Annotated in this window: 17 protein-coding genes; 2 read left to right on the top strand and 15 right to left on the bottom strand. The window is 70.8% G+C overall.

Annotation, left to right across the window (positions count from 1 at the left end; translation table 11 throughout):
• Positions 1-21 precede the first annotated feature (21 nt).
• Together ACFWFZ_RS13675 and ACFWFZ_RS13670 are read right to left on the bottom strand one after the other, a co-directional pair.
• Positions 22-297 carry a hypothetical protein gene (locus ACFWFZ_RS13675; RefSeq protein WP_030025937.1) on the bottom strand — a complete coding sequence of 92 codons (276 nt, stop codon included), beginning with the start codon at positions 295-297 and terminating at the stop codon, positions 22-24.
• A 97-nt stretch (positions 298-394) separates the two neighbouring features.
• The gene (locus ACFWFZ_RS13670) at positions 395-1,282 is read right to left on the bottom strand and encodes a DUF4429 domain-containing protein (RefSeq protein ID WP_387121256.1); all 888 of its coding nucleotides are present in this window, start codon (positions 1,280-1,282) and stop codon (positions 395-397) included.
• A 52-nt stretch (positions 1,283-1,334) separates the two neighbouring features.
• On the opposite strand from ACFWFZ_RS13670, the gene ACFWFZ_RS13665 reads away from it, so the two are divergent.
• Positions 1,335-2,927: a family 20 glycosylhydrolase gene (locus ACFWFZ_RS13665; protein WP_387121254.1), complete on the top strand. Its 1,593-nt coding sequence runs from the start codon at positions 1,335-1,337 to the stop codon at positions 2,925-2,927.
• A gap of 31 nt (positions 2,928-2,958) precedes the next feature.
• Here ACFWFZ_RS13665 and ACFWFZ_RS13660 read toward each other — a convergent pair whose 3' ends face one another.
• The 13 genes from ACFWFZ_RS13660 to ACFWFZ_RS13600 all read right to left on the bottom strand — a co-directional run bounded on the left by ACFWFZ_RS13660 (position 2,959) and on the right by ACFWFZ_RS13600 (position 18,842).
• The gene (locus ACFWFZ_RS13660) at positions 2,959-3,474 is read right to left on the bottom strand and encodes a hypothetical protein (RefSeq protein ID WP_387121251.1); all 516 of its coding nucleotides are present in this window, start codon (positions 3,472-3,474) and stop codon (positions 2,959-2,961) included.
• 20 nt (positions 3,475-3,494) lie between these two features.
• Positions 3,495-5,090 (bottom strand): alpha/beta hydrolase, encoded by a 1,596-nt coding sequence (locus ACFWFZ_RS13655; protein WP_387121249.1) that lies wholly within the window; start codon positions 5,088-5,090, stop codon positions 3,495-3,497.
• 6 nt (positions 5,091-5,096) lie between these two features.
• Positions 5,097-5,396: a hypothetical protein gene (locus ACFWFZ_RS13650; RefSeq protein WP_387121246.1), complete on the bottom strand. Its 300-nt coding sequence runs from the start codon at positions 5,394-5,396 to the stop codon at positions 5,097-5,099.
• Positions 5,397-5,534: 138 nt separating this feature from the next.
• Entirely contained in the window at positions 5,535-7,316 is a 1,782-nt protein-coding gene (locus ACFWFZ_RS13645; protein WP_387121244.1) for an IucA/IucC family protein, read from the bottom strand.
• Positions 7,313-7,900, bottom strand: coding sequence for a GNAT family N-acetyltransferase (locus ACFWFZ_RS13640; RefSeq protein WP_387121241.1), 588 nt, complete (start codon positions 7,898-7,900; stop codon positions 7,313-7,315). Before ACFWFZ_RS13640 ends, ACFWFZ_RS13645 begins: the two co-directional genes overlap by 4 nt.
• Entirely contained in the window at positions 7,897-9,198 is a 1,302-nt protein-coding gene (locus ACFWFZ_RS13635) for a lysine N(6)-hydroxylase/L-ornithine N(5)-oxygenase family protein (RefSeq protein ID WP_387121238.1), read from the bottom strand. The genes ACFWFZ_RS13640 and ACFWFZ_RS13635 overlap by 4 nt, the downstream gene beginning before the upstream one ends.
• Positions 9,182-10,672 (bottom strand): pyridoxal phosphate-dependent decarboxylase family protein, encoded by a 1,491-nt coding sequence (locus tag ACFWFZ_RS13630; RefSeq protein ID WP_387121235.1) that lies wholly within the window; start codon positions 10,670-10,672, stop codon positions 9,182-9,184. Before ACFWFZ_RS13630 ends, ACFWFZ_RS13635 begins: the two co-directional genes overlap by 17 nt.
• A 146-nt stretch (positions 10,673-10,818) precedes the next feature.
• A complete protein-coding gene (locus ACFWFZ_RS13625) occupies positions 10,819-11,718 on the bottom strand; it encodes a siderophore-interacting protein (protein ID WP_387121232.1) in 900 nt (299 codons plus the stop codon).
• Positions 11,719-11,827: 109 nt separating this feature from the next.
• Positions 11,828-12,868, bottom strand: a complete 1,041-nt coding sequence (locus ACFWFZ_RS13620) for an ABC transporter substrate-binding protein (RefSeq protein WP_387121229.1) — start codon at positions 12,866-12,868, stop codon at positions 11,828-11,830.
• Positions 12,869-13,015: 147 nt separating this feature from the next.
• Positions 13,016-14,176: an acyl-CoA dehydrogenase family protein gene (locus ACFWFZ_RS13615; protein ID WP_387121226.1), complete on the bottom strand. Its 1,161-nt coding sequence runs from the start codon at positions 14,174-14,176 to the stop codon at positions 13,016-13,018.
• Positions 14,177-14,183: 7 nt separating this feature from the next.
• A complete protein-coding gene (locus ACFWFZ_RS13610) occupies positions 14,184-15,101 on the bottom strand; it encodes a hydroxymethylglutaryl-CoA lyase (RefSeq protein WP_387121341.1) in 918 nt (305 codons plus the stop codon).
• A gap of 11 nt (positions 15,102-15,112) precedes the next feature.
• Positions 15,113-17,209 carry an acetyl/propionyl/methylcrotonyl-CoA carboxylase subunit alpha gene (locus ACFWFZ_RS13605; RefSeq protein ID WP_387121223.1) on the bottom strand — a complete coding sequence of 699 codons (2,097 nt, stop codon included), beginning with the start codon at positions 17,207-17,209 and terminating at the stop codon, positions 15,113-15,115.
• A 16-nt stretch (positions 17,210-17,225) separates the two neighbouring features.
• The gene (locus ACFWFZ_RS13600; RefSeq protein ID WP_387121220.1) at positions 17,226-18,842 is read right to left on the bottom strand and encodes a carboxyl transferase domain-containing protein; all 1,617 of its coding nucleotides are present in this window, start codon (positions 18,840-18,842) and stop codon (positions 17,226-17,228) included.
• A 112-nt stretch (positions 18,843-18,954) separates the two neighbouring features.
• Between ACFWFZ_RS13600 and ACFWFZ_RS13595 the strand changes: the two genes are divergently transcribed.
• Positions 18,955-19,533, top strand: a complete 579-nt coding sequence (locus tag ACFWFZ_RS13595; RefSeq protein WP_387121214.1) for a TetR/AcrR family transcriptional regulator — start codon at positions 18,955-18,957, stop codon at positions 19,531-19,533.

Below are 19,533 nucleotides of genomic sequence, written 5' to 3'. Positions count from 1 at the left end.
GGCCGCGCCGGCCGCGGCCGGTCAGCCGTAGACGATGCGGCGCAGCTGCCGGAGCGAGAGCTCCGGGGGCGCCACGGCGCGGTGCGGCAGTTCGGCCGCGATCCGCTCGAAGATCTCGGCGTTCACGGCTCCGCCCGCCTGAAGTTCGCGGTGGCGGCGGCGGACGAAGTCCTCCGTCGTCTCGTCGAAGTAGGCGAGCACGTCGAGGACCACCCGGGCCGCTTCGCCCCGCTGCAGCGAGGTGCTGCGCACCAGGTGTTCGACGAGATCGTCATAGGACGGGCGGCGGTCGAGCACCCGTAGATATTGACTGCTCCAGCCGTCCAACGCAAAGATCCTGCCCGATTCCGGGCAGGATCTCTCTGGTCTGGACCAGCGGAATGGATGCATCCGGTCAGAATCTACGCAAAACGGCCTGCTTGGCCGCCGCGAACTCGTCAGCCGTGAGCACCCCCGTCTGATGCAGCTCCCCCAGTTCCCGCAGCCGCCGCAGCAGGGCGTCGTGGTCCTCCGCGACGTCGGCGGCCGGTGCGGCGAGCTCCTTCGGCGGGGCGTCCTCGACGGCCCGGTCCTGCACCGGCGCCGCCGGGTGCGGCAGCCGCAGCGCCACCGCCGCGGCGACCAGCGCCATCAGCGGGTCCTTCTTGAAACCGAACAGCTCCACCGTGTGCGGGTCGTACTTGGGCGCGGCCGACTGCGGGGCGCCGGCCAGACCGAAGCGGAGCCAGCCGTTCTCAAGCCCCTTGGCCGGGGCCCACTCCACCGTCCGCAGATCCGTCACCCGGAACTCGCGCGGCCCCCCGGAGCGCTTGGCCTCCTCGGTCGTCCAGTTCCATTCCAGCGCGACCCGGTCGCCGTCGAAGGTGACCGTCCCGTCGCCCGCGCCCACCGCTATCGGCACGCTGGGGCCGGGCAGCAGATAGGTCTCCGACGGACCCGGATCCACCTGCTCCAGCAGCAGGGCGTTGCGGACCTCGTCCACGAAGTACTCCGCGACCCCCGTCCGGTCAGGCTCCACGCTCAGCCGGTACGGGTCGGAGGCCTCCGGCAGCCGCCCGCCCGTCACCTGGGTCAGCGGGTCGGCACCCTCACGCAGCCGCAGGCGCAGCCGTCCCGCCTTGCGGCCCGGCTCGTAGCTGATCCCCGCGAGCGCGCGCAGCGGCACGACCACTTCGCCCAGGGTCTGCCGCAGCAGCCCCACCCCCTTGTCGCGACCGGGCACGATGCGCACCCCGTCGCCGTCGAACGTCCAGGTTCCGTCCTTCTGGATGATTTCCGCCATTCGGCGATTCTCCCACCGCCCACGACGGGCCAGTTGGCCTATACCTGGGCACATGAGAGTCCTGCGACGCGCGCTCGGCACCCTCCTCGTCCTCGGTGCCGTCTCCTGCACCGCCGCCCACGGCGATGACGCGAGCGCCGGCGACGACCCGCCCGCGGTACCGGCCCCCTTCGAAATGCTCCTGCCGGCGCCGGTCTCCGCGCGCGCCGAGGGCCCCGGCTACGCGTTCGGGCCCGGCACGGTCATCCGTACGGGACCGGGCGCGGGCGAGGTGGACCGCCGGGAGGTCCGCCGGGTGGGAGAGCTCCTCGCGGAGCAGCTGCGCGGCCCGAGCGGGCTGCCGCTGCCGGTCGTCGACGGGGCGAGGGGCGACGGGATCCGGCTCAGGATCGACGCGGAGGCCGAGGGGGCCGGTGAGGAGGGCTACCGGCTGGAGTCCGGGCCGAGCGGCGTCGACCTCGTCGCACGGACCCCGGCGGGCCTGTTCCGCGCGGGCCAGACCCTGCGTCAGCTGGTGCCCGTGGCCGGCCCCGGGACGGTGCCGGGAGGCACGGTCACCGACCGGCCGCGGTTCGCCTACCGCGGCGCGATGGTCGACATCGCACGGCACTTCTTCACGGTGGAACAGGTCAAGAGGTACGTGGACCAGCTCGCCCAGTACAAGGTCAACACGCTGCACCTGCACCTCACCGACGACCAGGGCTGGCGCCTGGCGATCGACTCCTGGCCACGGCTGGCGCAGTACGGCGGCGCGAGCGAGGTCGGCGGCGGGCCCGGCGGCCACTGGACGAAGGACGAGTACCGCGAGCTGGTGGCGTACGCGGGCGAGCGGTACGTGGACGTCGTCCCGGAGATCGACATGCCGGGGCACACGAACGCGGCCCTGGCCTCCTACGCCGAGCTGAACTGCGACGGGAAGGCCCCCCAGCGGTACACCGGGACCAAGGTCGGCTTCAGCTCCCTGTGCGTGGGCAAGGAGCGGACGTACGAGTTCGTCGACGACGTGCTCGGAGAGCTGGCGCGGCTGACGCCCGGCCGCTACCTGCACATCGGCGGCGACGAGGCGCACGCGACGCCGGCGGCGGACTACGCGGCTTTCATGGACCGGGCGCAGGAGGTGGTGGGCCGCCACGGCAAGACGGTGGTGGCCTGGCACCAGCTGGCGTCGGCGCGGCCGGCGGCGGGCGCGGTCCTGCAGTACTGGGGCCACGACAAGACCTCGGCCGCGGACCGGTCGGCCGTGGCGGCGGCGGCGAAGGCCGGGCACCCGCTGATCCTGTCGCCGGCGGACCGGGTGTACCTGGACATGAAGTACGCGGCTGCGACGAAGCCGGGGCTGTCCTGGGCGGGCTACGTCCCGGTGGCGCGGTCGTACTCCTGGGACCCGGGGGCCTACCTGGCCGGGGTGGCGGAGTCCGCGGTGCTGGGGGTGGAGGCCCCGCTGTGGACGGAGAACGTCGCGACGCGGGCCGAGTGGGAGCTGATGGCGTTCCCGCGGGTGCTGGGCCTGGCGGAGCTGGGCTGGTCCCCGGCCGCCGCCCTGGACTGGAGTGCGTACAGCCGCCGCCTCGCTGCGCAGGCCCCCCGCCTGGACGCCCAGGACATCGGGTACTTCCGGGCCCCGGACGTTCCGTGGGCGCGGTGACGGGCGGGGCCCGGACACCGGGGCACCGGGTTCAGAACTGCTGCTGCTCCGCGTCGGGCGGCAGCAGGCAGGGGGTGTCCACCGACAGGCTCCACACGTCATCGCCGACATCGCTCGCGGAGACGTACTGCTTGTCCCTCGGGTGGCTGGCCTGGAGCCCGTAGGCGCCGCGCTCCTGCCCCGGGCCCTCCTGGTAGCCCGCGATCTCGAAGCCCTGCTTCGTGAGCTCGTCCCGAAGCGCCCTCGTGGCCTCGACGTACCGGTCCCGGGGGAGCTTGGTGCGGGCGTTGAACATCAGCATGAAGCGGCCGTCATCAGCGGTCTCGCCGTTCTTGCCGGTGCAAGGGTGGAAGTTCGCCTCGGGAGTGCCCGGGATGATCTCGGACCTCGTCGTACGGGCCATGGATTCGACCCAGTGCTGCGCCCAGGCCTGTGCCTTGTCCTTGCTCATCCGGGGGAGTGGGTCGTTGACCCCGTCGTCGGACATGCAGCCTCCAAGCAGCACGGTGAGGGCGAGGGCGAGGGAAGCCCTGATGGTCCTGGACATGGTTCGCGGTCTCCTTCGGGTCAGTTCGACGGCCCGGGCCGCGGCTTCAGCCCCGCGATGATGCGGCCCTGGTTGTCCAGGCTCCGGCTGCCTTCGTTCCAGTAGCCGCTGTGTCCTTCGGTGTCGACGTGCATCCGCTGCGCTCCGAAGGCGGGGTCCTTGGGGTCTTCACCCAGGGTGGCGCCGGAGGTCCAGTTCGAGACCCGGTCGTCCGGGGCGGCCCCCACCCACAGGTGCTGCGGGTTCACGTGCAGCTGGTTCGCCCGCTCCACGGTGAGACCGGGACTGCCGACCACCACCACGTCGTCCGCGTCCAGCCCGCGGCCGCCGGCGTCTGCGGCGCCGGTCATGGTGGAGCCGTAGCTGTGGCCGATGACGGTCAGGTGGGTGCGTTCGCCCTGGTGGGCGGCGCGCAGGCCGTGGGTGAAGTCCCGAAGGTCCTCCTCTCCCGCGTGCGCCCTGCCCGGTGTGGCGACGCTGCCGTCGATCTCGGGGGCGTCGTAGTCCATCCAGCTGATGACGGCGACTTCCTCACCGGGGGCGACCGACTTGCGCGCGGAGTCCTGCAGCTTGCCGATGCGGTCCAGTTGACCACCGTAGTTGTCCAACTGGTTGTCCGTTCCAGGCACAAGGACGGCGGTGTGCCGCGCCGTGTCGGGATTGCCCATGGCCACGATCGCGCGGCCGTCCTTCTCGGTGCCGTACCCGAGCAGGTACATCTGCTTGTCCGGCGGGCCGCTGTCCGTCTTCTCCAGCCGGTCCTTGAGGGTGGTCAGGTTCCGGTAGTTGTACCGGTCGTGGTAGCCGAGCGTGCCTTCCCGTAGCGCGTAGTCGTTCAGGCGCAGGTCCAGGGCGCTCCGGTTGGCCTCGTCGCGCACGGGCGCGGGTAGGCCGTCCAGGGCACCGAGCCGCTCCGGGTAGGCGGCGAGGTAGAACTGCCGCTTCTCCTCGTCCAGGCCGGCCCACCAGTCCTTGGACCGCTGGGGGTCCTTGCCGTCGGGGATGGCCTTCGGGTCTATGCCGGCGTATGCGGCGACGCGCGCCGCGTCTTCCTGGGCATGGGCGCCGCCGTAGCGCTTGTCGAGGTCGAAGGGATCCAGTTGGTAGAGCGCGTCGGCCGCCGTCTGGCTGGCGGTCTTGGCGGCCTCGACCGCCGCGTCGATGCGGGCCCGGAAGCCCCCGAGCCCGGAGTTGGCCTCGCGTTGCAGGCCGGCGTAGTCGGGGTCGTTGTGGTACTTGGGGTCGACGGCCTGCTTCGGTTCGACCCATCCGTCGTCCTCACGGACCTTGTGCCCGGCAGCTTCGGCGTCCGCGACCGCGTTGCGCAGATTGCGCTGGGCGTCGCGCATCTTGGTGCCGAGTGCCTGGAGGATCGTGGCGATCAGGCGGGCGTTCACCTCGGCCGTGCCGAGCTTCGTCTCGGTGGCCTCCATGGCGGCGAATCCGTAGTGGGCGCTGACGCCGGCCCAGCCGGCCTTGTGCAGGGGACCGGTGACGCGCTTGGCGCTGCCCCGCTGGGTGTCGTCGAAGGCCTTGGCGAGCTTCTTCCAGGAAGCGGTGGCGGCGTCGAGTTCGGCGAAGTCCTGACGGAACAGCTGGGCGAAGAGTTCGGGCACGGCAGGTCACCAGCCCCGGAACTTGGACAGGATTTCCTGTTCCATCACATCGGTGCCGTTGGCCAGGCCCCGGAGGCCCTCCGCATGGTCGGCGAGGGTCTGCTGAAGGGTTTGCAGTGCGCTACCCCAGCCCTTGCTCGCGCCGGTCATCTTGGCCCCGGCCGACCAGGGAGCGAAGGAGGTGCCCGCGTCCGTGAGGTCGGCCAGCGCCTTGGTGAGTATCGGCCGCAGGTCTGTCACCAAGGTGTCCACCGCCCCGGCGGACGCGCGAAGTTCACCCTGCGAGATGTTCTGATCCCACGTCATGGAACGCTCCCCGTGCTTCCTGTGATCGCGGAGATCGTATGCGCAAGCGAATCGATTCGCCAGCTCGTTCGGAATGCGGGACGCGGGAGGCGGGGCGGGTGCCGAGGGACCGTCTCGACACCCGCCCCGCCCCGTGTCTCACCGCCGCGCGAAGGGCGCGACGGGGTTCTTGAGGTTGCCGATCAGCTGGAGGGCGGCGGACGGGTCGGAGAGGTCGACCATCTGCTTGTTGTTGCGCAGCTGGAGGCGGTTGAGGCAGGACAGCTGGAACTCCTCCGCGAAGAAGTCGTAGCGCTCGAACTTCTCTGCGAGGGCCGGCATGGACTCCTGGTAGTCGTGGGCGCAGTCGGCCACGGCCTGCCAGAAGGTGCCCTCGGTGCAGATGCCCTCCGTGACGAGGATGGAGGACAGGAAGCGGAAGAAACAGTCGAAGACGTCAGTGAAGATCGACAGCAGCTTCATGTCCTCCGGGACGTCTGCCCGGATCCGCTCGACCGCGGGCGGCAGCACCGCGTCCGCGTCCATGATGACGATCTCCTCGGCGATGTCCTTGAAGATCGCACGCTGGACGACGCCGTCCTTGATGACCAGGATGGTGTTCTCGCCGTGCGGCATGTACGCGAGGTCGTACCGGTAGAAGCAGTGCACCAGCGGCAGCAGGTAGGCGCGCAGGTAGGGCTTCAGCCACTCGGCCGGGGTGAGGCCGGACTCCTCGATCAGGGCGCCGACGAACGACCTGCCCTCGGCGTCCACGTGGAGGAGCGAGGCCATGGTGGCCAGGCGCTCGCCGTCCCCGAGGGAGTTCACCGGGGACTCGCGCCACAGGGCCGCCAGCATCTTGCGGTAGGGCGAGTAGCGGTCGGTGGCGCGCTCGTACTGCAGGTGCCGGTAGCCGATCGCCGCCCGCTCGCGGATGATCGAGAAGTCGACGGACCGCAGGACCTCGTCGGACTCGATCAGCTGGTGCAGCCAGTCGTTGATGGCGGGGGTGGCCTCCATGTAGGCGGCCGAGAGACCCCGCATGAAGCCCATGTTCAGGACGGAGATGGCCGTCTTGACGTAGTGCTTGGTCGGGGTGGTGGTGTTGAAGAACGTACGGATCGACTGCTGCGGGAGGTAGGCGTCCTCGCCCTCGCCGAGCAGCACCAGCCGGCGGCCCGCGATCTCCGCGGCGAAGGTGACCGTGGTCTTGTTCCACCACTGCCAGGGGTGGACCGGGAAGAGCAGGTAGTCCGCCGGGTCCAGCCCCAGGGTGCGCAGTTTCGCCGCGAACAGGTCGACCGCCGTGTCGCCCAGCTCGGCGCGCATGAAGCTGTCGTGCTCCAGGCCGGCGCCCGCCGTGAAGGTGGCGACGTCCTTGTGCGCGGCGGCCCAGACCAGGTGCACCGGGTTCGCGGCCTCGGGGGCGTACGAGTGGTACTCGTGCACGCCGAAGCCGAGCCGGCCGTTGTTGGCGACGAAGCAGGGGTGCCCCTCGGTCATGCCGGTCTCGATGTCCTGGAAGGAGGACTTCGCCAGCACGGCGGCGGGGACCTGCGGCTTGGTGTACTTGAAGGCCGAGCCCGCCAGGGTGGAGGAGATCTCCTCCAGGTAGACCGGCAGGACCTCCGCACTCAGCCCCAGGGTCTGCTGGAACTCGATGTGGAAGTCGAGGGCGTCCAGCGGCAGCGACTCGCCGTCCCGCAGACGGGTGATGGCGGTCTCGTCCACCGCCCAGTGGTCCAGGACCTGCCGGGTGGCGTCGAAGCGGTACTCCACCGCGCCGTCGTCGGAGACGACCGAGTAGCGGTCGCCGCCGAGGGAGACGGGGGTCAGGAGGCGCTCGTGCGCGAACTCGGCGATGGCCTTGCGGACCAGGGCGCGGTTGGCGCGGGCCCACAGCTCGGGGGAGAGGTGGGAGACGGCGTCGGAGAGGCTCATATCGACACCTCCTGGGCGATGCCGGTGGCGGCCTCGAACTGCGCGCGGGTGCAGAAGCTCAGCAGTGCTTCCTTCTCCGGCTTGGTGACCTGGCGCTCCGGCACGAAGCCGACGGCCTCGTTCAGGGCGTGCACGGCGGTGTTGGCGACGTCCGGCTCGACGACGACGCGGACGGTCGCCGGGTCGGCGAAGATCGCTGCCATGACGGTGGTGATGACCGCGCGGGTGAACCCGTGGAGCGGCCGGTCGCTGGGCGCGACGAGGAAGTGCATGCCGACGTCGCCGGGCTGGGCGTCGTACAGGCCGACCAGCTCCAGCTCGCCCGGGTCGTAGGTCTCCATCAGGAAGGCCGGGCGGCCCTCGTGCAGGCCGATGTAGGCCTGGTGGTGCTCGTGGGCCGTGATGCGCATGTACTCGCGCTCGACGTCCGGCAGCGAGGCGTCCTGCATCATCCAGAACGAGGCCTTGGGGTGCGTGACCCAGCCGTGGAGCAGCTCCGCGTCGGCGAAGGGGTCCAGCGGGCGGATCGCGAAGTCCCCGAGGACGGAGTCCGTCCGGGAGTAGAGGGTGTCGGTGGTGCTCATGCGTGGGTGCCTTCCGGGGCGGCGAACTGCTGGAACGCGATGGACTTCTCGACCTTGTAGTACTCGCGGCCGAGCAGCTCACTGACGATGTACGCGTTGCGGTACGCGGCCATGCCCAGGTCGGGGGAGGTCAGGGAGTGGTTGTGGGTGGCGCCGTTCTGGAGGTACACCTCGCGGCCCGTGGTGTCGACGCTGTAGTTGCGGGCGGCGTCGAGGCGGCCGCGGCCGTCGAAGTTGAGGCGGCCCTGCACCGGGCCCAGGAAGTCCGGGGTCCGGTACTTGTAGCCGGTGGCCAGGACCAGGCCCTCGGTGCTGAGGGAGAAGTCCCGCTCCTGCTCCTCCTGGCGCAGCCCGAGGGTGTAGGAGCCCGTGGTGGTGTCGTACACCGTGCTGTTCAGCGAGGTGTTGGTCAGCAGGGTCGTCGGCACGGCGCCCGGCATGGAGATCCTCTTCTGGTAGAGCAGGTCGAAGATGGCGTTGATCAGATCGCCGTCGATGCCCTTGAAGAGGTTCTTCTGCTGGGTCTCCAGCCGGTAGCGGGTGTCCTCCGGGAGGGCGTGGAAGTAGTCCACGTACTCGGGGGAGGTCATCTCCAGCGTCAGCTTGGTGTACTCCAGCGGGAAGAAGCGCGGGGAGCGCGTGACCCAGTTGAGCTGGTAGCCGTACACGTCGATCTCGGCGAGGAGGTCGTAGTAGATCTCCGCGGCGCTCTGGCCGGAGCCGATCAGGGTGATGGACTTCTTCTTCTGCAGCTCCGCCTTGTTCGGCATGTAGGCGGAGTTGTGCAGGAAGTCGCCGCCGAGGCCGGCGCAGGCCTGCGGTACGTACGGCGAGGTGCCGGTGCCCAGGACGATGCGGCGGGCGCGGTGGGTCTCGCCCTTGTCGGTGCGGACCTCGTACAGGCCGGCGGCCTCGTCGTAGGCGACCTCGGTGACGGAGGTCGAGTACAGGACGTTGTCGAGCCGGTCGGCGGCCCAGCGGCAGTAGTCGTTGTACTCGGCGCGCAGCGGGTAGAAGTTCTCCCGGATGTAGAAGGAGTACAGCCGGTCCTGGTCCTTCAGGTAGTTCAGGAAGGAGAAGGGCGACGTCGGGTCGGCGAGGGTGACCAGGTCCGACATGAAGGGCGTCTGGAGGTGCGCGCCGTCCAGGAACATCCCCGCGTGCCACTCGAAGTGCGGCTTCGACTCGATGAACAGGCCGCTCAGCTCGTCGATCGGCGCGGTCAGGCAGGCCAGTCCCAGGTTGAAGGGACCGAGGCCGATGCCGATGAAGTCGTGGGGCTCAGTGGTGGACGGCAAGGGATTCTCCCAGGAACTGCTCGGCGTGTGCGGCGAGGAGGTCGAGGACGGCTGCGATGTCGGCCGTCGTGGTCTGCGGGTTGAGGAGGGTGAACTTCAGGTACTGCTGCCCGTCCACCTTCGTGCCGGCGACGACGGCCTCGCCGGAGGCGAAGAGCGCCTTGCGGGCGTGGAGCTGGGCCTCGTCGAGGAGGTCCGCGGGGACGTCGTCGCCGGGCAGGTAGCGGAAGACGAGGGTGGAGATCTGCGGTGCGACGACGACCTCGAAGCGCGGGTCGGCGGTGATGACGTCGTAGCCGGCGGCGGCGAGGTCGATGACCTGGTCGAAGAGGGAGCCGATGCCGTCGGCGCCCATGATGCGCAGCGTCATCCAGAGCTTGAGGGCGTCGAAGCGGCGCGTGGTCTGGATGGACTTGTCGACCTGGTTGGGGATCCGCTCCTCGGCCATGCGCCGCGGGTTGAGGTAGTCCGCGTGGTACGTGGCGTGCTTGAGGGTGTCGCGGTCGCGGACCAGCATCGCGCTGGAGCTGACGGGCTGGAAGAACGACTTGTGGTAGTCGACCGTGACCGAGTCGGCGTGCTCGATGCCGTCGAGGAGGTGCCGGCGGGTGGGGGAGACCAGCAGTCCGCAGCCGTAGGCGGCGTCCACGTGCATCCACGCGGAGTGCTCTGCGGTCAGGCGGGCGATCTCGGGGAGCGGGTCGATGGACCCGAAGTCGGTGGTGCCGGCGGTGGCGACGACGGCCATGGGGAAGAGTCCCTCGGCGGCGCAGTTCTCCAGCTCCAGCGCGAGGAGGGAGGTGTCCATGCGGCGGTTGCGGTCGACGGGCACGGAGATGACGGCCTCGTAGCCCAGGCCCAGCATGGCGGCCGATTTCTGCACGCTGAAGTGGCTGGCCTCGGAGGTGAAGATGCGCAGCTTCGGCAGGAGTTCGGCCTTGGTCAGGCCGATCCCGGCGTCCATGGCGCGCTTCATGACGGTGCGGCAGGCCTCGTCGCGGGCCAGCAGCAGGGCGTGGAAGTTGGACTGGCTGCCGCCGGAGGTGAAGACGCCGTCGGCGTTCTCCCCGAGGCCGATGCGGCGCGTGGTCCAGTCGATGAGGCGGCGCTCGATGAGCGTGCCGCCGATGGACTGGTCCCAGGTGTCGAGGGAGGAGTTGACGGCGGCCATGACCGCCTCGCCGACTACCGCGGGGATGACGACCGGGCAGTTGAGGTGGCCCAGGTAGCGCGGGTGGTGGAAGTAGACGGCGTCGCGGAGGTAGACGTCCTCCAGCTCGGCCAGCGCGGCGGAGGAGTCGCCGAGCGGGGTGTCGAGGTCGATCCCGTTGATGACCGGGGCGAGTTCGTCGACGGATATGCCGGTGTGGGGCCGTTCGGTGGTGGCGAGCTTGGCGGCGACGCGGTCGACGCCCTCGGTGACAGAACGGCGGTAGATATCCGCGGTCGTCTCGTTCAGCAGATGCTGGCGCATCAACTTTCCTCCGGGCAGGGGGGGAAGGGGAGGGTGGGGTGTGTGATGTTTAGGTTAGCCTAACCTAAACATAATGACCAAATGAAGATGGGCCCCGGTCGGAACCGGGGCCCATCTCGAACTGCCGTGGGGCGAAAGCCAATTGACTACAGCTCGGAGGCGGGGTCCTCGCTGGGCGCCTTGCCCGCATACGCCTCCGCGAGGAGCTGCTCCTCGCTCGCTCCGAGCCGCCAGTAGCCGGTGAAACGCACCGAGCGGCGGTCGACGGATCGTTCCTGCACGACGTGGCGGCGCACCGCGCGAACCGTGCCCGCCTCGCCCGCCAGCCATACGTACGGAGCCCGGGCGGCCGGCGGCTGCGCCGAGCGGAGCGCGTCCAGCACCCGGCCCGTCCGCTCCCGGTCGTCGCCCTCGCGCACGATCCATGTGATGTCCGTGTCGGGGGGCGTGCGCAGTTCGAGGCGGTCGTCCTCGTGCGGGACCTCGAACCAGGCGCGCACCGGGGTGTCCGCGGGCAGCCGCTCCAGGATCGCGGCCGCGGCCGGCAGGGCGGTCTCGTCCGCGTACATCCAGACGGTGTCGGCGTCGGCCGGGGCCTGGAAGCGCACGGACTTGTTCTCGGCGACGGCCGGGCCGATCGCCAGGATCCGGCGGCCGGCGCTCGCGCGCCCCGCCCAGTGGGAGGCGGGGGACGAATCCCCGTGCAGGACGAAGTCGACGTCGACCTCGACCGCGCCCGCGTCGTCCGTGCGCTGCTCGCGCACGGTGTAGGAGCGCATCACCGGCCGCTCCTCCTGCGGCATGCCGCGCCAGGCGGTGAACCAGGTGTCCTCGTCCGTGGAGGGGAGCGCGGTGTGCTCCACGCCGGACGGGGGCAGGAAGAGCGACAGGCTCTGGTCGAAGCCGCCCGACCGGAAGTCCGCGAGGGACTCACCGCCGAACGTGACCCGCAGGAAGGAGTGGCCCAGACGGCGCGTGCGGAGCACTTCGAGGGTGAAGAAGCGGAAGTGCGCGATGGCCGGTGAGTCGGACGCGGTGGCGGTCATGCGGAAGGTCCCCCTGGAAGTCGGTACGGCCTGAAGCGAGTCCAGGGCGTGTCCACGTGGACACGCCCTGGGAGCGGGCGCCCGGGTCACCGGGCGCCACGCGCGAGGGTCAGGCGACCTTCTTGGCGTTCTGGAGGGCCTTCGCGAGGTCCTCAAGGATCTGGGCGCACTTGTCGTACGAGTAGATCGGCTCGGTGGTGCGCGGGGCGACCTGGCCGGCCTTCACGGCGGGCATCTCGGCCCAGGTGGCCTTGGCCTTCAGCTCCTCCGGCTGCAGGGTGCCGGTGCGGTTGTCGAGCAGGATCAGGTCGGCCTTGTACTTGCCGGCGTTCTCCCAGCTCAGGCTCTCGAAGAAGCCGCCCTCGTCGAGCTTCTCGGGGGTGATGAACTCGACGCCGAGGGTCCTGAAGTACTTCAGGTCGGCCGAAGTGTCCGCGGTGGAGGCGTAGAACAGGTCGGCGGAGCCGGAGCCGGCAAGGACCTTGATGCCGGGGTTGGCCTTGGTGGCCTCGCGGACCTTGGCGGCGGCGGCCTCGAAGCGGGCCTTGCCGTCGACGGCGGCCTTGGCGTTCATGTCGGCGCCCAGCGACTTGGCGAGGTCCGCCGTGCGCTCCAGGGCCTTGTCCATGGAGACGTCGCCGCCGACGCCGATCGCGGCGGCCGGGGCCAGCTTCAGGATCTTGTCCTTGGAGGCCTCGGGCACGTACCAGTACGAGCCGTCCCAGGTGTTGGTGACGAGCAGGTCGGGCTGGAGGGAGGCGTACTCCTCGACGTTGAACTCGTCGTAGACGTTGCCGATGATCTTGACCTTGGAGATGTCCATCGAACCGGCCTGGACGTCGGGCTTGCCGTCGGCGGTCTTGGTCGGGCCGAAGACGCCCTTGACCGGGACGCCGTAGTCGTACAGCGCGGCGGCGGTGCCGGTGAAGGCGACGATGTTCTTCGGCGTGGACTTGGTGCTGACGTCCTTGCCCAGGTCGTCCTTGAAGGTCCAGGGACCGGAGGACGCGGCGGCGTTGCTGCCCTTGTCGCCGTCGCCCTTCGCCGTGTCGGTGCCGCCGCACGCGGCGAGCGCGGCGACGAGGCCGAGGGCGCCACCCGCGGCGACGAAGCCGCGACGGGTGAAGGAGAAGCTGCGGGACTTGGGCATAATCGATGTCCGTTTTCGTGCGTACCGGGGCGGCCACCAGCGTGCCGTTCGTGGGGAAGGTTAGCCTAACCTTGGCCGAAAACGGTAAGGGGGCCCTAAGTTTTTTCGGGCCCCCTCCCATCACCCGTGCTCGCACGGGCTTTTGAACTAGCCGGCGAAACCGAGCTCGCGGGCGATCAGCATGCGCTGGACCTCACTGGTGCCCTCGCCGATCTCCAGGATCTTGGAGTCCCGCCACATCCGGGCCACCGGGTACTCGTTCATGAACCCGTAGCCGCCGTGGATCTGCGTCGCGTCACGGGCGTTGTCCACGGCCACCGTGGAGGAGTACAGCTTCGCGATGGCCGCCTCCTTCTTGAACGGCTCCCCGGCCACGAGGCGGGACGCCGCGTCACGCCAGCCGATGCGGGCCATGTGGGCGCGCATCTCCATGTCGGCCAGCTTGAACTGGATGGCCTGGTTGTCGCCGATCGCCTTGCCGAAGGCGTGACGCTCCCTGGCGTACTTCACCGACTCGTCCACACAGCCCTGCGCGAGGCCCGTGGCGAGCGCCGAGATGGCGATCCGGCCCTCGTCCAGGATCCGCAGGAACTGGGCGTAGCCGCGACCCTCCTGGCCCACCAGGTTGGCCAGCGGCACCCGTACGTCGTCGAAGGACAGCTCACGGGTGTCCGACGAGTTCCAGCCGACCTTCGAGTACGGGGCGGCCACCGTGAAGCCCGGCGTGCCGGACGGGACGATGATCGAGGAGATCTCCGGGCGGCCGTCCGCCTTGCGGCCCGTCACGGCGGTGACCGTGACCAGAGCGGTGATGTCCGTACCGGAGTTGGTGATGAAGCACTTCGAGCCGTTGATGACCCACTCGTCGCCGTCCTTGACGGCGGTCGTGCGGGTGCCGCCGGCGTCCGAGCCCGCGCCCGGCTCGGTCAGGCCGAACGCGCCCAGCACCTCGCCCGAGCACAGCTTCGGCAGCCACTGGCGCTTCTGCTCCTCGGTACCGAAGAGGTACAGGGGCATGGCGCCGAGCGAGACCCCGGCCTCCAGGGTGATGGCGACCGAGGAGTCGACGCGGGCCAGCTCCTCCAGGGCGATGCCGAGAGCGAGGTAGTCCCCGCCCATGCCGCCGTACTCCTCCGGGAAGGGCAGGCCGAACAGGCCCATGCGGCCCATCTCGGCGACGATCTCGTAGGGGAACTCGTGCCGCTCGTACAGGTCGCCGATCTTCGGGGCGACCACGTCGTGGGCGAACGCCTCGACGGTTCTGCGGAGTTCCTCGTGCTCAGGGGTGAGCCGGTGGTCGAGGGACATGGTGTGACTACTCCTTGTGGGAGAGGGCGCGGACGGTGCGGGAGGGGCTGGGGCGTCCCAGCTGTTCGGCCATCCACACGCTCGTGGCGGTGAGGGCGGCCAGGTCGACCCCGGTCTCGATACCGAGACCGTCGAGCATCCACACCAGGTCCTCGGTCGCGAGGTTGCCGGTGGCACTCTTCGCGTACGGACATCCGCCGAGGCCGCCGGCGGAGGCGTCGACGGTGGTGACGCCGTGCTGGAGCGCGGCGAGGGTGTTGGACAGGGCCTGGCCGTAGGTGTCGTGGAAGTGCACGCCGATGCGGTCGGTGGTGACACCGGCCTCGTTCAGCGCGGAGAGCAGGGCCTGGACATGGCCCGGGGTGGCGACGCCGATCGTGTCGCCGAGGCTCAGCTCGTCACAGCCGAGGTCGAGCAGGGCCTTGGCCACGGAGACGACCTGGTGGACCGGTACGGCGCCCTCCCAGGGGTCGCCGAAGCACATGGACAGATAGCCGCGCACGTGCGCCCCGCCCTGCCGGGCCCGGGCCACGACGGGCTCGAACATGGCGAGGGACTCGGCGACGGTGCGGTTGAGGTTGCGGGAGGCGAAGGTCTCCGTGGCCGAACCGAACACAGCGATACGGGTGGCCCCGAGGGCGAGCGCGCGGTCCAGGCCGCGCTCGTTGGGCACCAGGACGGGAAGTGCGGCGTCCACGTCGGCGAGCAGCGGGAAGAGCTGCTCGGCGTCGGCGAGCTGGGGCACCCACTTGGGGTGCACGAAGCTGGTCGCCTCGATCGTGGTCAGGCCCGAGGCGGCCAGACGGCGGACGAACTCCGCCTTGACCTCGGTGGGGACGGCCGTCTTCTCGTTCTGCAGGCCGTCGCGGGCGCCGACCTCGTGGATGCGGACCCGGGCCGGCAGGCCGGGGGCCGGGACGTTCATGGGCAGCCCGATCACGCGCCCTCCTCCTCGTCCGGGGTGACGACGGCCAGGACCTGGTCCATCGCGACGGTGGTGCCGGGGGAGACGTCCAGCTCGGTGACCGTGCCCGCGTGCGGGGCGGAGATGACGTGCTCCATCTTCATCGCCTCGACGACCAGCAGGCTCTGACCGGCCGCCACCTTGTCCCCGACGGCCACCTTGACGACGGTGACGGTGCCGGGCATGGGGGCGGCGAGGGTGTCGGCCCCCGCGCTCGCCGCGCCGTGGGCGGACACCGGGTCGTGGTGGAGCACGTGCCAGGAGTCGCCGTCACGGCCGAGCCAGGTCCCCTCCGGGGAGGCGGCGTGGCTGAAGCGGTGGGTGACACCGTCGAGTTCGACGGTGACGGTGTCGGCGGTGCGGGCGACGATCCGGCCGCGGGCCGGTGCGCCGGGGGCGCCGCCCCCGGACCCCCGCGCCTCAATCGCCGGCGGGGCTTGATCGGCGGGCAGCAGGATCTCCTGCTCGGCGCCCAGCTGCCGAGTGCGGACCGTGACCGGGTCCTGTCCCGGCAGCCGGACGTGGTGCACGGTCCAGGCAGGGGTGCCACCCAGGCGCCAGCCGCTGACGGCATCGAACGGGTCGCACCACATCTTCAGCCTGTCCGGCGTCTGAGGACCGGGATCCGGGGCGGAGCCCCGGTTTCGGGAAGGGGCGGGGTGGGGGACACCCAGCAGCGCGGCCGCCGCGTACACCTCCGGCGGCACCCCCTCCGGCAGCAGCCCGGAAAGGTCGCGCTCGACCAGCCCGGTGTCCAGGTTGCCCGACACCACATCGGGGTGGGCGAGCAGGCGACGCAGGAACCCCGCATTGGTCTGGACGCCCAGGATCACCGTGTCGGCGAGCGCGGCCCGCAGCATGCGCAGCGCCGCCGGCCGGTCCGGCCCGTGGACGATGACCTTCGACAGCATCGGGTCGTACGTCGAGCCCACCGGCACGCCCGCCGTCAGGCCCGAGTCCGTACGGACCGCACCTCCCGACGGCTCCGACAGGGCCAGGACCGTACCGCCGGACGGCAGGAAGCCGCGCGCCGGGTCCTCCGCGCAGACGCGGGCCTCGATGGCGTGCCCGGTCAGCCGGATGTCGTCCTGGGCGACGGGCAGCGCCTCACCGGAGGCGACCCGCAACTGGAGTTCCACCAGGTCCAGGCCGGTGACCAGCTCCGTCACCGGGTGCTCGACCTGGAGGCGGGTGTTCATCTCCATGAAGTAATAGGAGGACGGGTCGCCGCCGGGGACGATGAACTCCACCGTGCCCGCGCCGACGTACCCGCAGGAGCGGGCCGCGTCGACCGCTGCCGCGCCCATCGCCGCGCGGGTCTTCTCGTCGAGCAGGACCGAGGGGGCCTCCTCGATGACCTTCTGGTGCCGGCGCTGGAGCGAGCACTCGCGCTCGCCGAGGTGCACCACGTTGCCGTGGGAGTCCGCCAGCACCTGGATCTCGATGTGCCGGGGCCGGTCCACCCACCGCTCCACCAGGAGGGTGTCGTCGCCGAAGGACGAGCGGGCCTCGCGGCGGGCTGCCGCGATCTCCTCGGCCAGCACCGCCTCGTCCCGTACGAGCCGCATGCCCTTGCCGCCGCCGCCCGCCGAGGGCTTCAGCAGGACCGGCATGCCGATCTCCGACGCGGCCGCGGCCAGTTCGGCGTCCGTGAGGCCGCTGCCCGAGGAGCCGGGGACCACGGGTACGCCCGCCGCCTTCACCGTCTCCTTCGCGCGGATCTTGTCGCCCATGAGGGAGATGGCGGAGGCGGGCGGCCCGATGAAGGCCAGTCCGGCGTCCGTGCAGGCCTGGGCGAAGGCGGCGTTCTCCGCGAGGAAGCCGTAGCCGGGGTGGACGGCCTCGGCGCCCGTCCGCTTCGCGGCATCGAGCAGCCGCTCCACCGACAGGTAGCTCTCGGCGGCCGCCGCCGGGCCGATGCGGACGGCCGTGTCGGCCTCCCGTACGTGGCGGGCGTCCGCGTCGGCGTCGCTGAAGACGGCCACGGAGCGGATGCCGAGCTCCCGCAGGGTGCGGATGACCCGGACCGCGATCTCGCCCCGGTTCGCGACCAGAACAGTGCTGAACATCAGTGAGGTCCTCACGTCACATACGGAAGATGCCGAAGCCGCGATCACCCAGCGGGGCGTTCGCGCACGCGGTCAGGGCCAGTCCCAGCACCTGCCGGGTCTCCATGGGGTCGATGACCCCGTCGTCCCACAGCCGCGCCGTGGCGTAGTAGGCGTTGCCCTGCTCCTCGTACTGGGCGCGGACCGGGGCCTTGAAGGCCTCCTCGTCCTCGGCGGGCCACTCCTGGCCGGCGCCCTCGATCTGGTCGCGCTTGACCGTCGCGAGGACCGAGGCGGCCTGCTCGCCGCCCATCACGGAGATCTTGGCGTTGGGCCACATCCACAGGAAGCGGGGCGAGTACGCCCGCCCGCACATCGAGTAGTTGCCGGCGCCGTACGAGCCGCCGACCACCACCGTCAGCTTCGGCACCCGGGCGCAGGCCACGGCCGTGACCATCTTGGCGCCGTGCTTGGCGATGCCGCCGGCCTCGTAGTCACGGCCGACCATGAAGCCGGAGATGTTCTGGAGGAAGAGCAGCGGGATGCCGCGCTGGTCGCACAGCTCGATGAAGTGGGCGCCCTTCTGGGCGGACTCGGCGAACAGGATGCCGTTGTTCGCGATGATCCCGACCGGGTGGCCGTGGATCCGGGCGAAGCCGGTGACCAGCGTCTGGCCGAACTCGGACTTGAACTCCTGGAAGCGGGAGCCGTCCGTGATCCGCGCGATGATCTCGCGGGCGTCGTAGGGGGTGCGCGAGTCGACGGGGACCGCGCCGTACAGCCCGGCCGGATCCACCTTCGGCTCCTCCGGGGCCTCCACCGACCAGGGCAGGGCCCCGCGCGCGGGCAGGGTCGCCACGATGTTCCGTACGATCCGCAGCGCGTGCGCGTCGTCCTCCGCGAGGTGGTCGGTCACGCCGGAGACGCGGGAGTGGACCTCGCCGCCGCCGAGCTCCTCGGCCGTGACGACCTCGCCGGTCGCGGCCTTCACCAGCGGCGGGCCGCCGAGGAAGATCGTGCCCTGGTTGCGGACGATGACGGCCTCGTCGCTCATCGCCGGTACGTACGCCCCGCCCGCGGTGCAGGAGCCGAGGACGGCGGCGATCTGCGGGATGCCGGCGCCCGACATGCGCGCCTGGTTGTAGAAGATGCGGCCGAAGTGCTCCCGGTCGGGGAAGACCTCGTCCTGCATCGGCAGGAAGGCGCCGCCCGAGTCGACCAGGTAGAGGCAGGGGAGACGATTCTCCAGCGCCACCTCCTGGGCGCGCAGGTGCTTCTTGACGGTCATCGGGTAGTACGTGCCGCCCTTGACGGTGGCGTCGTTCGCGACGATCACGCACTCGCGTCCGCTGACCCGGCCGATGCCGGCGATGACCCCGGCGGCGGGGGCGGCGCCCCCGTACATGCCCTCGGCGGCCAGCGGGGCCAGCTCCAGGAAGGGGGAGCCCGGGTCGAGGAGGGTGTCCACGCGGTCGCGCGGGAGGAGCTTTCCGCGGGCGGTATGGCGGGCGCGGGCCTTCTCGCCGCCGCCGAGCCGGGCCGCGTCGAGCCGGGCGCGCAGGCCCTCGGTCAGCTCGCGGTGGGCGGCCTCGTTGGTCCGCCAGGCCTCGGACGCCGGGTCCGCGGCGCTCGTCAGCACTGGTGCCTGCTGCATCGGTCGAGCTCCCTTGCTCGTTCCACTTGCTCGGTACACGCTGTTAATGGTCGTTAACGTGTGTGGGACTTAGGTTAACGACCGCTAACGGCCCTGTCTAGAATGGTTTCCCATGAGCACCAGAGCGGCCGCCCCCACCCGTCGCGAGCAGATCCTCAGTGAGGCCGCCCGCCTCTTCGCCGCGCGCGGCTTCCACGGCGTCGGCGTCGACGAGATAGGGGCCGCGGTGGGCATCAGCGGCCCCGGCCTGTACCGGCACTTCGCGGGCAAGGACGCCATGCTCGCCGAGCTGCTCGTCGGCATCAGCGAACGACTGCTCACCGGCGGCCGGCACCGGGTGGCGGAGGCGGCGGGCGACCCGGGCCGGGTCCTGTCCTCCCTCATCGACGGCCACATCGACTTCGCGCTCGACGACCGGGCGCTGATCACCCTGCACGACCGGGAGCTCGACCGGCTGCGGGAGGCCGACCGCAAGCTCGTACGTCAGCTCCAGCGCCAGTACGTGGAGCTGTGGGTGGAGGTCGTACGGGAGCTGCACCCCGAGGTGGGCGAGGCGGAGGTGCGGGTCGCCGTGCACGCCGTGTTCGGCCTGCTCAACTCCACCCCGCACCTGGCGGCCCTGGGCCGGGAGGCCGTGGAGTCGCTGCTGCGCAGGCTCGCGCACGGGGCCTTCGGGGCGCTGTCGGCATGA

Source organism: Streptomyces sp. NPDC060232, from assembly GCF_042726555.1.
Taxonomy (GTDB): domain Bacteria; phylum Actinomycetota; class Actinomycetes; order Streptomycetales; family Streptomycetaceae; genus Streptomyces.
Note: the sequence above shows the minus strand (reverse complement) of the source record. Positions and strands in the feature narration are given on the sequence as shown.